Origin of the sequence: Cochleicola gelatinilyticus, assembly GCF_001637325.1 — a bacterium.
Taxonomy (GTDB): domain Bacteria; phylum Bacteroidota; class Bacteroidia; order Flavobacteriales; family Flavobacteriaceae; genus Cochleicola; species Cochleicola gelatinilyticus.
Genome location: NZ_LRXL01000026.1, coordinates 1 through 14,313 on the forward strand (window position 1 = coordinate 1; position 14,313 = coordinate 14,313).

A 14,313-nucleotide genomic window follows, 5' to 3' on the forward strand; every position below is an offset into this window, starting at 1 on the left:
AGCCCAACTTGAGTGTTGAGTATCTCAGCATCTTTGCTTCGTAAATCATAAACCTCAACACCATCCTGATCGGTATCACATACCAAATAAGAATCGATAGGATCTGTGATCATAGGAGCCATGTCCACACGAAGGTCTAGTTCTTGAATTGTATAACAATCTAAATTATTTGTATTTGCAACTCTTGCATATACCGTTTGAAAATTGGGAGTATTATTTATGAATGTTGTTGGATTTAAAATTGGAAAAGAATTAGCTTCAGCAGTAGCAAAAGAAGTAAAATATGTAACTATTGCATCTGGATTATTTCCAGTAATTTCACCATCTTTTGTCGTTAGATCAAATTCTGCTCTACCATCGTTAGGTGCTTCGTCACAAAGAACATAAGGGGTAGGTTCGACGACTTCTGGAGTTTCAGTTAAAGTAATTGTAAAAGAACCCGTAGCAAAACAATTAGGATTCACAACACTTTCAATACGAACGGATATGGATTCTGTTGGGCCAGTTACATCATAATTATTTGGAAGAGCATCCACACCCATCGTTGCATCTGCAGGCGAGTTGTGGTACGTAATTACATATTCTAGGGGATTTTGACCTCCTAAAACTTGTAAATCTTTTAAATCACTAAGATTAACAGTTTCAAACCCGTTGTTTCCTGTATCACAAATATTTTCATTAGTAAGCGTTCCTATTGCAGTTGGAACAAACCTAATAAGGAATGAGGCTGTTTCAGAACAAGTGCCTGAAAGGTCTTCAATTCGAACAAAAATTGTTTCTTCAGTTCCTGTAATTGGGTAATTAGTATCGTTTGCTATTGGATTCGCTCCAGAATTTGCGTCAGCTTGAGAAGTATGATACGTTACATTAAACAAAGTTTGATCCTGTGTCCCTAAAACATTATCTGTATTTTCTGTAAGATCAAAAATACCAACTGACATCCCATCATCACAAATAAATAAGTTTTCTGGAGTAGAAAAAATTATAGGAGATGGATTTACAACAACTTCAAACTCCTTATTTGGAACACCACCACCTGGAATTGTATAAATTACTTGATATACACCTCCTTGCGTTACATCTATTGTTGGAAAATTTCCATTAAAAATAGTGACAAATCCGCTTCCATCGTCATATTGCCATTCGTAATTTGTAGCACTTATAATTGTACCGTCTAGTGTAAAAGTGTCTCCCTCACACCCTTCTTGTGTTGTAACAATAGAACAATCGGTAGTACCCGTTCCTCCTACTTGTTCTAGCTTAATAAAGCCAGCCATATTCGCATAATTTGTAATCATTAACACATAAATATCTCCAGGATTAGCTCCTGTAATATTGAGGGGTTCGATTGGATCGATCGAATAATCGCAACCCACCTGATTTCCAAGCTGTAAAAATGAAGGATCACAATAATCGTCATCCTCATCAAAAGGTCCCCACGCAATAAAATCAACATCTAATGGATCTCCAATGGGATTTCCGTTTGCATCAAAAGCGGTATTCTGAACGATTTCAAAATTTAAATCTCCTCCAGTATCAATTTGTAAATAGAACCAAGCAGGATTTGGTTGCGTTGTGAGGCAGTTATAGTCTGGCCCAGCTTCTGCTGTACCAGAGCAGTCGGCACCCCCCATATCGGAGCAGTTCTCAAAAATCAACGAGTTATCACCACCGGCACAAAAAGGCTCTATATCGGCACACGTACTTCCTTGCGCAAATGTTAATGTGGTACTGAATAAAAGAAATAATAATGAGGTTATTAAGGAGTATTTTTTCATTTCGATGTTGCTAATGGAATAATTTGCGAAAATTAAGAAAATTTTATGAAACAAAATCGTTAAAATAAGTGAGATCTGCTTTTTAATACCATGGCTTGATTGCGTATCTTTGCCATCTATTTTCTATAATTTTAAAAAAATTCCTTATAAGGTAGCGCACGAATGGATTCAGAAAAACTGTTTAATACAATAGAAGATCTAGGTAACGATCACATAGGAACTGCTTCAGACACTCCACTTCGAAAAGATGCATTTGAGCTTAGTGATATTGAAAAAATTGCAAGTATTAAAAAAGATGTCCACAATATCTTACATACACTTGGTCTTGATCTTACAGACGACAGCTTAAAAGGAACTCCTACACGTGTAGCTAAAATGTTCGTACAAGAATTATTTGGTGGTCTTCACCCCGACCGAAAACCAAAAGCTTCTACTTTCGACAATAAATATAAATATAAAGAAATGCTTGTAGAGAAGAATATAACCCTCTACTCTACTTGCGAACACCATTTATTACCTATCGTAGGAAAAGCACACATCGCTTATATCTCGAATGGAAATGTTGTTGGGCTTAGTAAGATGAACCGAATTGTTGACTACTATGCAAAAAGACCTCAAGTACAAGAACGATTAACCATGCAAGTGGTACAAGAGCTTCAAAAAGTGTTAGGCACAGAGGACGTTGCCTGTGTGATAGATGCAAAGCATCTCTGTGTTAATTCAAGAGGAATTCGTGATGTTGACAGCAGTACCGTAACCAGTGAGTTTGGGGGTGCCTTCAAAAATCCAGAAACAAGACGGGACTTCCTAGATTATATTAATTTAGATACAGATTTTTAACCCTAATTCGCAATAACTTTTCAGAAGTAGTTATCTTAACTATTGATTAGTTTTTAATCCCCTTTACACCAAATCCCATGAAATTGTACGAGCAACAAGAACTTCACATTTATAATTCCCTTTCCAAAAAGAAAGAAAAATTCACACCTATTCATGAAGGTGCAATTGGAATGTATGTATGTGGACCAACCGTTTACAGTAATGTACACATGGGAAATTGCCGTACCTTTTTGTCTTTCGATCTTGTCTTTAGATACTTTAAACATTTGGGGTATAAAGTTCGTTACGTTCGAAATATTACCGATGCTGGACACCTTGAAAATGATGGAGAAAGTGGAGACGATCCTATTCTTAAAAAAGCACGACTAGAACGTATTGAACCAATGGAAGTGGTTCAAAAATACACGGTAGATTTTCACACGACAATGGAAAAATTTAATGCACTTCCCCCTAGCATTGAGCCAACAGCTACTGGACATATAATCGAACAGATCGATATTGTAAAAACAATTATTTCTGAAGGCTTTGCTTATGTAAAAAACGGATCGGTTTATTTTGATGTCGTAAAATTTAACGAAGCACATGATTACGGAAAGTTAAGTGGAAGGAAGCTAGAAGATATGATCACCAATACCCGTGAACTAGCGGCACAAAGCGAAAAGAAAAATCCCCAAGATTTTGCATTGTGGAAAAAAGCTGAACCTCAACATATCATGCGCTGGCCCTCTCCATGGAGCGATGGATTTCCGGGATGGCACTTAGAGTGTACTGCAATGAGCACCAAATATCTGGGACACCAATTTGATATTCACGGTGGAGGAATGGATCTTAAATTTCCACATCACGAATGTGAAATTGCACAAGCGGAAGCTTCGAATAAGCAATCGCCCGTAAACGTATGGATGCATGCGAATATGTTAACGTTGAACGGAAAGAAAATGTCTAAGTCGACTGGGAACAATATTCTTCCTAACGAACTTATAAGTGGTAATAATGATATTCTTAGCAAAGCATACCCCGCAACTGTAGCCAAGTTCTTTATGTTTCAGGCACAGTATCGAAGCATCCTCGATTTTTCAGACGAAGCACTGGCAGCTTCAGAAAAAGGCTTTTACCGTTTAATGGATAGCTTCCGAAGTATTGATTCTATAAGTACTTCTGAAAAAAGCAGCTTTGATGTTACTTCATGGAGACAAGCTTGTTACAACGCAATGAACGACGATTTTAACAGCCCTATTTTAATCGCTCATTTATTTGAAGCTTCTAAGCAAATTAATGCGTTTAAAGAAGGTACAGAATCTATAACCGAAGAAGACCTTAAGTTGCTGCAAAAAACTATGCATGACTTTTTATTCGATGTATTGGGATTGGTTGATACGACACATGAGACTGGAGATGATAGCAGTAAATTAAATGGAGCTATCGAATTACTTATTGAACTTAGAAACCAAGCTCGTGCCAATAAAGATTTTAGCACAAGCGATCGAATTCGAGATGAATTACAGGAAGTGGGCATTCATCTAAAAGACGGAAAAGAGGGAACTACATATTCACTCAATTAGTAGCAACCCCAATTTACTTGGTACTTAAAAATCATTTTTAATTGTGAGAAAAATAATAACATACCCCTTTATTATACTCATAAGAGGGTATCAGAAATTTATTTCTCCACTTACCCCATCTACGTGTCGTTACTCTCCTACGTGTTCCTATTATACTGTAGAAGCATTACAAAAACATGGGTTGTTTTATGGTAGTTGGCTTTCACTAAAAAGAATTGCTTGTTGCAACCCTTGGGGTGGTCAAGGGTATGATCCCGTTCCGCCTAGAAAAGAAAACAAAAGAGAGGTTTAAGTATACTATGGCTTTTGCTATCTTTACGCTCTCACACTATCCTATTTAGTGTAACTAATAAATAAAAAATAGATGCATCATTATTTAAGTTTTGTTTGGGACCCTTCTTCGGGAATTGACCTAGGTTTTTACGTAATTAGATATTATAGTTTAATGTTTGTAATTGCATTTACGCTTGGTTGGTTTATCATGAAACGAATTTTCGAAAACGAAAATGAATCCCAAGAAAAATTAGACAGTCTATTTATTTACATGGTTGTAGCAACGCTTATTGGCGCACGACTCGGGCATGTTATTTTTTATCAGAGTGAGTTAATCACACAAGACCCACTATCGGTATTTCTACCCATTCGAACCGTTCCAGAATTTGAGTTTACAGGATTTCAAGGATTGGCTAGTCACGGTGCAGCGATCGTAATAATTATTGCGATGTTTATCTATAGCAAAAAAGTCTTAAAAAAACCAGTGCTATGGATCTTAGACCGTGTTGTAATTACAGTTGCTGCTGGTGCCATTTTTGTACGGATTGGTAACTTTATAAATTCTGAAATTATTGGAAAAGCAACCAATTCAGACTTTGGAGTAATTTTTAAACAACTGGGTGAAGATTTCCCTAGACATCCAGCTCAACTTTATGAATCTGCTGGGTATGTTTTTGTATTTTTAATATTATGGTACTTCTACTGGAAAACAGACAAACGTAAGCACCTTGGGTTTCTCTTCGGAATGTTCTTGATCTTACTTTGGACGGTACGTTTCTTTGTTGAATTTGTAAAAGAAGCACAAGTTGGAGAACGAGCAGACTGGGTTTTAAACACCGGGCAGTTATTAAGCATACCTTTTATCATAATCGGAATATTCATGGTCTTAAGGTCTTCAAAAAAGCAGTATACACCATCATGAAACGAATTTTTATAAGCGCATCGTTAATCGCAGCATTTTTACTTAGTACCTCATGTAAGGAAAAAACTGAAGAAGTTGTTCTTACCAAAAAAGTAGTCTTCACGAAAGAAGGTTCTCTTATATTAAAAAAAGCAACATCAGATTCCACATTAGTATCTTTAGACATAGAAATTGCCGATGATGAATATCAAACCCAAACGGGTTTAATGTACCGACAATCGATGCTAGATAGCGAAGCCATGCTTTTTGTTTTTAATGAAGAAGAACCTCGTGCTTTTTATATGAAGAATACCGAATTTCCGTTAGATATTATTTTTATAGATTCTGAAAATACAATTGTAAGCATTCAAAAAAATGCGAAACCTCTTGATAAAACCTCTTTACCTTCAGAAGGGCCCGCGCAATATGTTTTGGAAGTAAATGCTGGGTTAACTGACCTTTGGAATTTACAAAAGGGAGATGTTGTGGAGTGGAATAAGGTTTCAGAATAAACAATTTCAATATAGGATACACCCTACCTTAACTTCCCTTTTTAGAAACTTCTACTCATTACTTTTTAGAGAAGTTGCTGCTATATAATAAAATTTCGATTATTTTTTTTAAAATTGTATACTCTTTAATGACCTGCCTTTCTAGGAATTATGCTGTAGTTCTCATAAAAATTCAGTTAGCCTCATATACAATGTAGCTTGTTCGTTCTAATTATTTAAAGGGAGACGAGCTTCTTTTTCTCTTAAAATTAATGCTTGGAAACATTAAAGCTAAAACATAAAAAACCCCGCTACAACGATTGTAGCGGGGTTTAAAATTTCCGGAGAAAATAAGATTAAACTGTAACGTCTTCTTCTTTCTTTTTAGTTTTAAGATCGATACCTTTTTTCTTAACCGTATCAAACATTACTGGGGTTGCAATAAATAACGATGAATATGTACCAACAAGTACACCTACAATCAATGCGAAGATCAATCCTCGTATCGATTCTGCACCAATAAAGAAGATACATAATAACACAATTAACGTAGTGATCGAGGTATTTAATGTACGACTTAATGTGCTGTTTAATGCCGCGTTGATCAAACGGTTTGTTTTCCACGTGGTATGCTCATTGAAATATTCCCGAATACGGTCGAAAACAACCACGGTATCATTCAGTGAGTATCCAATTACTGTAAGGATCGCCGCTATAAAAGATTGGTCGATCTCCATACTAAATGGCATGAACTGATATGTTAATGAAAAGATTCCCAATACAATTAATACATCGTGAAATACTGCAGCTACAGCACCTAAACTAAACTGCCATTTTCTAAATCGTAACAGGATGTATAAAAATACTACAAGTAACGAACCTAATACAGCCCAGAATGAATCTTTTTTAATATCATCTGCAATGGTAGGACTCACTTTATAGTATTCCATTCGCCCCGCTTCCTTACCTTCGAAATCATCTGTAAATTGATCGAATGTCATTCCCGTTGGTAATTCAGGCTTTAGTCCTTCAAACAACATAGCTTCAATTTCGTTATCTACTTCAGATCCGGTATCTTCTACTTTGTATTTCGTAGTAATCTTTAATTGATTATCTCCTCCATATGTTTTTGCTTCTGCACTTCCAAAGACTGCGGTAAGATCTTGTGCCACTTTATTTGCATTCACATCTTTATCGAAACGCACTGTGTAGGTACGTCCTCCAACAAAATCTACACCTTGATTTAAGCCATTAGTAAATAATGAAACTAAACTAATAGCAATCATGATTCCAGAAATTACATAAGCTACTTTACGTTTCTTAAGGAAATCTACATTTACATTCTTGAATAAATTCTTCGTGAATGTTGTAGAGCACGGTAATGATTTTCCATTTTTCGTGTAACTATCAATAAATAATCTCGTAATAAAGATCGCAGTAAATAGTGATGTTAGAATACCTATTAATAATGTCGTTGCAAATCCTTGGATAGGACCTGTTCCAAAGACCAATAAGATAAGACCAGTAAGCCCTGTAGTAATATTCGCATCAAGGATGGAAGATAATGCATTGTTAAAACCATCTTTAATAGCGTCCTTTTGCAATTTACCTTTAGCTAATTCTTCGCGGATCCTTTCAAAAATAAGCACGTTTGCATCTACCGAAATACCTATTGTTAATACAATACCTGCGATACCTGGTAAAGTTAATACAGCTCCTAATCCTGCTAAAATTCCGAAGATAAAAAGAATGTTAACTGCTAAAGCAATATCGGCAAAGATTCCTGCTTTTCCATAATAGAAGATCATCCAAAGTAACACGAATCCAAGTGCAATTGCGAAAGAAATAATACCACTATTAATGGCTTCTTGTCCAAGAGTTGGACCTACAACTTCTCCTTGAATAATATCTGCAGAAGCAGGAAGTTTACCCGCACGTAATACATTTGCTAAATCCTGTCCTTGTGTAATTGTGAAATCACCCGTAATAGAACTACGTCCACCTGAAATAGGTCCTGAAGTTACACCTGGCGCAGAGTATACAACATTATCTAATACAATGGCGATCTGGCTCTGATTGGTATACGCGTTTCCGGTAAGTTCTTCCCAAACCTTAGCACCACGTCCGTTCATTTGCATGTCTACGGCTACACGTCCTAAATTATCATACGATTGCGCTGCATCGGTAACTACAGCACCTCCTAATGGTGGTGCATTTTCACGGTTTCCTTTTAACGCATAAAGACCTGAAGTTACAATAGACTCTCCGTCCTGCGTTTCAAGTGTTTCTGGTAATTCCCATACAAATTTTGTATATCGCTGACTGTTCGGTAACAAGGCACGAACTTGCGGCATGCTTAAATATTTATTAATAACCGCCGTATCTTTTAGTGCAAAACGAGCAATAACTGGTTGTCCTTGAAATCCTGGAGAAACCATTTTAGAAAGAATAGGGTTGGTCGTTGCCATATCAGCAACGGTATCGTTTACATCATCTCCACCTAACAGCTCATTAATTGCTGCATCTTCATCGGTTTGTGTTGAATCTTGAACTTTTTCTTCTGGAGTCTCCCCAACTTGAAGTTCTGCTACTTTAGAATCTGCCTGCTGTAAGAAACGTGCCATGTCTTCAGACTTGTACACATCCCAAAATTCTAATTGTGCGGTACTTTGAAGTAATTTCTTAACACGGGCCACATCTTTCGCTCCTGGTAATTCCACAAGAATACGCGCAGATTGTCCCAGACGCTGAATGTTGGGTTGTGTAACACCAAACTTATCGATACGCTTACGAAGTACTTCGAATGCAGAAGTAATCGACTCATCGATCTTCTTTTCGATAATAGGTCGCACCTCATCATTGGTCATGGTAGCATTAATATCTTCCTCTAAATTCTTGTTGAAGAAAATATCAGGAGACGCTAAATTATTTTCTCCTGGAAGCGCTTCAAACGCTGTAAAGAAAGATTCTAAATAGGTTTCCTGTGATTGCTTCTGAAGTTCATTTGCATTCTGAAGCGCTTGATTAAAAGCAGGATCTTTAGTGTTGTTTGCCAACCCTTTTAAGATATCTTGAACAGATACTTGAAGAATAACGTTAATCCCTCCTTTAAGGTCAAGTCCTTTATTTAATTCTTTTTCTTTCGCTGTTTTATAGTCGATTCCCATAAATACAGGCTCGGCTGCAACAGAATCTAAATAGTTAGCTTCTGCAGCTGCTCTTTCATTTGGCATGTTTTCAGCAAATTTGCTTTTTGCAAATTCTTCTGCATTGCCTTCCACTTGGTTTGCGATGTATGTAAAGGATAATTGGTACAAACTTACCAATCCAAACAACACAGCAAATACTGTAATAAGTCCTTTGTTTTGCATTTTATTTTCTTTTGTGGTCAGATTTTTAAACGCGCGAATATAGAATATACCGCCTAACCTGACAATTGTTTTACGTTAAATATGAATTATAAAACTTTCAGTAAGATTTCTGAAAGTCTACCGCGAAATTTAAAAATCGCAGTTATTAAGGTGAAGAAATTTGGTTCGGATTATAGCTCTAAAAAACCGTTGCACAAACTCCTTGTTTTATGTAAGAGGTCCTGCCCTGCCCTCCGGAACTCCCCGGTTTAGCCCTTTAGTTAACTTAAAAGCACACACTCCTCCAGCAACATTTTTTCCTTGTTTTAACGGAGTTGCGACAACCTCATTAATTGTAGTGTGAGCAGGTAAAAGTATTGGTTTATAAAAGCGTACATTTTTATGCTCTATCTCAATAGCACAACCATTCAAGCTAGAGGAAAAATCATCTCCATTTTGAATTTCATACACACTTATCTTAAATGTTTCTGAAGAATCATTAAAAGGAAAATTGGTAGTTTTCCCTTCATCAATAATACCGAGAGCAGATTGTTTTTCTTTTAAAAGAGAATGCTTTACTGAAGAAACATCAATCGTACTAAAATACGAGATCTTAACGCTACCATCACTTCTTTTCTGAACGTAAATATTATCAGCGCCCAACTCCTGTAACTGTTCTTTCAACACCAATACCGCATCTGAAGCTTCTTCCGAAGAAACAACGCTACTGCCAAACTGAACAATAATTTCCTGATTAGGCACAGTAAATTGAACCATACTAAGCCCTGCAATGGCTAGCACACCTACAAATAGAATGAGATATCGATTCATTTTCACGTGCCAAATATAAAAAATAAAGACCGTTTCGCAACGGTCTTTATTTTATAATGTTATAGAAAGAATGATTTATAACTCTAGCAATCCGTTTGTTTTACTAACACCTTCTGCACTTTCTTTCATATGGTCTTTTTCAGCATCAGTTAGCTCTAGCTCAACGATCTTTTCAATTCCATCTTTACCTAATACTACTGGTACTCCAATACAGAGATCATTTAAGCCATATTCTCCTTCTAAGAATGTAGAACAAGGGAATATCTTTTTCTGATCGCAAGCAATAGCTTGAACCAAACCACTAACCGCAGCTCCCGGAGCATACCAAGCAGAGGTTCCTAACAATTTAGTTAAGGTTGCTCCTCCTACTTTAGTATCTTCTTTTACTTGATTAAGTCGTTCTTCAGAAATAAAAGCAGTAACAGGAACACTATTCCGGGTTGCCAAACGTGTCAACGGAACCATTCCTTTATCACTATGTCCACCAATCACCATTCCATCCACATCGCTAATAGGAGCTTCTAACGCTTCTGCTAAACGATATTTAAAACGGGCGCTATCTAAAGCCCCACCCATACCAATGATTCGATTTTTAGGCAAATTAGTTGTTTTATGTACCAAATAAGTCATGGTATCCATAGGGTTACTCACAACGATAATAATGGTATTTGGAGAATGTTTTACTAAGCTTGAAGAAACATCTTTTACAATTCCAGCGTTTATACCAATTAATTCTTCGCGCGTCATTCCGGGTTTTCTTGGAATACCACTCGTAATTACACAGATATCACTATCGGCAGTTTTGGTATAATCGCCTGTTGTTCCTACAACACGCGTGTCAAATCCATTTAAAGAAGCGGTTTGCATAAGGTCCATAGCTTTTCCTTCAGCATATCCTTCTTTAATATCGACTAATACGACTTCACTTGCAAAATTTTTAATGGCAATGTATTCAGCACAACTAGCACCTACTGCACCTGCTCCAACAACTGTTACTTTCATTCTTTTGTTTTTATTGTTATCGATTGAATTACTTTTATATGCTTCCGAAGAAGCGATACAAAAGTACAAAACACTGTTTTAATTGCTGAAAGATTAAGCGATTATATTCCGAAGTGAATTCCTACTGAAGCTGTATTGTATTCTGAAAGATTGTAATCTGCATGAAGTCCGAAAAAACCTAGTGTTAATTTAGCTCCAACTGTAGCTCGCACCCCTGAAATTTTATTTTTTACTGAAAATGGATTGGTAAATTCTCGTTGGGTTTCAAATAGTGGAATTCCTCCACGAACGCGATATGTTCCTAATACATCAAAATCGGACGTTCCTGTTACGTATCCAATTCCACCATAAAAATTAATCACTGGAAGTTTTGTACTCGCTTGCGCCTGAAACAACCAACTATTCTGTACAAGATCGAATTGCTGATTTTCACCTTCAATAATTTCATCGTCGGTAAAATCGTAATTCGCATTTAGGTTAGTGTATGCTACCAACCCTGAAATGGCAAGAGGAAAAAGGTTGCCAGCGGGAAGAAATTCTGTAAATTCCACTTGCAAACCGGCTCCCACTAATCCCGTTTCTACATCCTCTTGTTTTATTTTAGGCACATAACGAAGTTTTATTTCAGTCCCTTTAAAAATTCCTAATCTACCTTGAAGAAAGGCACTTGGAAGCACATTCACATTTACTGAAGCTAGCCCTTGTGGCAGAATAAATTCTATTTCTTCTGTAAAAAGACCAGAGTCATCCGTCACTTCAGAAAAAACAAGTATCTCTGGATTATTCTCACCAAATGCAGTAGCCACCTGCTTAGACGTACTTCCATCCCGAAAATGTAGATTATTATATTCTGAGGTATTTAAGGTAAATGCTTTGTGCTCGTCTTTTACAAAAGATGCATTCCCAATAATTGAAAGCTCGAATTTTAAAGGTTTTTTTACATTGGCAGATTGAATCCAGCCGTTCGATGTATTATAAAGCATTCCCTCTGTAGCTGGTGATATATAATCTGTAGTAAATCGTTGGGCATCTTCAATACCAGCAGCAAGAAGATTATCCAACCCTTCTTGCGCATATAACAATGTTGAAATTAACAACATAATTGCCGTAAATAGATTTTTCATAATATGGTTTTTAAATAAAATCGTCTCTTTTATAAATATACGATCATACATTGAGATAACGATAAATACGAGTATTTCGTCTTTATAGTTTTTAAAGCAATTTGGTTATCAAAATAAATACGTTAATTTCTTGAACACAATAAACTAATAAGCATAAAAAAAGACACTCATTTCTGAGTGTCTTTTACAATATAAATAGAAGCTATAATTTACACGTCGATATTCGCATACACAGCATTCTTTTCAATAAATTCACGACGTGGCGGCACATCGTCTCCCATTAACATAGAGAAGATACGATCTGCTTCGGTACCGTTATCGATATTTACTTGACGAAGGGTTCTAAATTCTGGATTCATCGTTGTGTCCCATAATTGTTCTGCATTCATTTCCCCAAGACCCTTGTATCGCTGAATGCTTGCGCTTCCTCCAAATTGCTCATTGAGTTCGTCGCGCGCCTTGTCACTCCATGCGTATTCTTTCTTGGCACCTTTCTTCACCAAATATAAAGGAGGTGTTGCAATGTACACATACCCTGCTTCTACCAACTCTTTCATGTAACGGAAAAAGAAGGTTAAGATTAATGTTGAAATGTGACTACCATCGACATCGGCATCACACATAATCACCACTTTATGGTAACGTAATTTATCTAAGTTTAAAGCTTTACTATCTTCTTCGGTACCAATTGTCACCCCAAGTGCAGTATAAATATTTCGAATTTCTTCATTCTCAAAAACCTTGTGCTGCATTGCTTTCTCAACATTCAAGATCTTTCCACGTAAAGGTAAAATTGCCTGAAAATTACGGTCACGACCTTGCTTGGCCGTTCCCCCTGCCGAATCTCCCTCGACTAGAAACACTTCGCATTTTTCGGGATCCTGCTCACTACAATCGGATAGTTTTCCAGGAAGCCCTCCACCACTCATTACCGTTTTACGCTGAACCATCTCACGAGCTTTTCTTGCGGCGTGACGTGCTGTAGCAGCTAAAATAACTTTCTGAACGATCGTTTTAGCATCGTTAGGGTTTTCTTCTAGATAGTTCTCCAACATTTCAGAAACTGCTTGACTAACGGCAGCAGTAACTTCTCTGTTTCCTAATTTTGTTTTTGTTTGCCCTTCAAATTGAGGCTCTGCTACTTTTACTGAAATAATCGCAGTTAATCCTTCACGAAAATCATCTCCCGCAATATCAAACTTTAATTTATCGAGCATTCCCGAGGCATCAGCATATTTCTTTAAAGTGGTAGTAAGCCCTCTTCTGAAACCAGATAAGTGCGTCCCTCCTTCATGAGTATTAATATTATTTACATATGAATGAAGGTTTTCATTAAACGACGTATTGTACACCATGGCAACCTCCACAGGAATATCGTTCTTTTCACCTTCCATAGAAATCACATCATTAATCAACATTTCACGATTTCCATCTAAGAAGCGGATAAATTCTTTTAACCCTTCTTCACTGTGGAAGGTTTCAGAGACAAACTCCCCATTCTCTTCCTTGTTACGGCGGTCTGTAATTGTAATAGTTAGGCCTCTATTTAGAAAAGCGAGTTCACGCATTCTACTTGAGAGCGTATCGTAATTGAACTCTAAAGACTGTTGAAAAATTTGCGAATCTGGCTTAAATGTAACAATTGTACCGCGCTCTTCTGTTTCTCCAACTGCCTTTACAGGATATTGTGTTTTTCCGCGTTGATACTCTTGCTCATAAATTTTCCCTTCGCGATACACCGTAGCCTTTAAATCTTCCGAAAGTGCATTCACTACAGAAACACCTACTCCGTGTAATCCACCCGAAACTTTATAAGAATCTTTATCGAACTTACCACCGGCACCGATTTTGGTCATAACTACCTCTAAGGCAGAAACCCCCTCTTTTTTATGCATGTCGACAGGAATTCCCCGTCCGTTATCTTTAACTGTAACAGAGTTGTCCTCATTAATCCAGACACCGATGGTATCACAATGACCTCCCATGGCCTCATCAATAGAGTTATCTACCACTTCGTACACCAAATGGTGCAATCCACGCACTCCAACATCACCAATATACATCGATGGTCGCATACGCACATGCTCCATCCCTTCTAATGCCTGAATACTATCAGCTCCGTAATTGCCTTTTTTCTGTTCTTCGCTCATATAAATTTAGG

Annotated in this window: 10 protein-coding genes and 1 pseudogene; 5 read left to right on the forward strand and 6 right to left on the reverse strand. The window is 37.0% G+C overall.

The features are described from left to right. A pseudogene (locus tag ULVI_RS01940) lies at positions 1–1,778 on the reverse strand (hypothetical protein); the annotation flags it as partial. Between the two features lie 162 nt (positions 1,779–1,940). On the opposite strand from ULVI_RS01940, the gene folE reads away from it, so the two are divergent. From folE to ULVI_RS01960, 5 genes are all read left to right on the forward strand, one after another. Then, positions 1,941–2,618, forward strand: coding sequence for a GTP cyclohydrolase I FolE (gene folE, locus ULVI_RS01945; protein ID WP_068589079.1), 678 nt, complete (start codon positions 1,941–1,943; stop codon positions 2,616–2,618). 77 nt (positions 2,619–2,695) lie between these two features. Continuing rightward, positions 2,696–4,180: a cysteine--tRNA ligase gene (gene cysS / locus ULVI_RS01950; RefSeq protein WP_068589086.1), complete on the forward strand. Its 1,485-nt coding sequence runs from the start codon at positions 2,696–2,698 to the stop codon at positions 4,178–4,180. Between the two features lie 40 nt (positions 4,181–4,220). Beyond that, positions 4,221–4,472 carry a membrane protein insertion efficiency factor YidD gene (yidD, locus tag ULVI_RS15285; protein WP_082830762.1) on the forward strand — a complete coding sequence of 84 codons (252 nt, stop codon included), beginning with the start codon at positions 4,221–4,223 and terminating at the stop codon, positions 4,470–4,472. 72 nt (positions 4,473–4,544) lie between these two features. After that, positions 4,545–5,375: a prolipoprotein diacylglyceryl transferase gene (gene lgt, locus ULVI_RS01955; RefSeq protein WP_068589089.1), complete on the forward strand. Its 831-nt coding sequence runs from the start codon at positions 4,545–4,547 to the stop codon at positions 5,373–5,375. Then, positions 5,372–5,866, forward strand: coding sequence for a DUF192 domain-containing protein (locus ULVI_RS01960; RefSeq protein WP_068589092.1), 495 nt, complete (start codon positions 5,372–5,374; stop codon positions 5,864–5,866). Before lgt ends, ULVI_RS01960 begins: the two co-directional genes overlap by 4 nt. A 335-nt stretch (positions 5,867–6,201) precedes the next feature. Here the strand turns inward: ULVI_RS01960 and secDF are convergent, their stop codons facing one another. From secDF to gyrB, 5 genes are all read right to left on the reverse strand, one after another. Then, positions 6,202–9,216 carry a protein translocase subunit SecDF gene (gene secDF, locus ULVI_RS01965; protein WP_068589096.1) on the reverse strand — a complete coding sequence of 1,005 codons (3,015 nt, stop codon included), beginning with the start codon at positions 9,214–9,216 and terminating at the stop codon, positions 6,202–6,204. A gap of 207 nt (positions 9,217–9,423) precedes the next feature. Then, the gene (locus tag ULVI_RS01970) at positions 9,424–10,026 is read right to left on the reverse strand and encodes a hypothetical protein (RefSeq protein WP_068589099.1); all 603 of its coding nucleotides are present in this window, start codon (positions 10,024–10,026) and stop codon (positions 9,424–9,426) included. 75 nt (positions 10,027–10,101) lie between these two features. Next, the gene (gene mdh / locus ULVI_RS01975; RefSeq protein WP_068591300.1) at positions 10,102–11,028 is read right to left on the reverse strand and encodes a malate dehydrogenase; all 927 of its coding nucleotides are present in this window, start codon (positions 11,026–11,028) and stop codon (positions 10,102–10,104) included. 101 nt (positions 11,029–11,129) lie between these two features. Beyond that, complete coding sequence (locus ULVI_RS01980) at positions 11,130–12,152, reverse strand: DUF6588 family protein (protein ID WP_068589102.1); 1,023 nt, start codon at positions 12,150–12,152, stop codon at positions 11,130–11,132. Between the two features lie 209 nt (positions 12,153–12,361). Further along, the gene (gene gyrB, locus ULVI_RS01985) at positions 12,362–14,302 is read right to left on the reverse strand and encodes a DNA topoisomerase (ATP-hydrolyzing) subunit B (protein ID WP_068589105.1); all 1,941 of its coding nucleotides are present in this window, start codon (positions 14,300–14,302) and stop codon (positions 12,362–12,364) included. Positions 14,303–14,313: the final 11 nt, after the last annotated feature.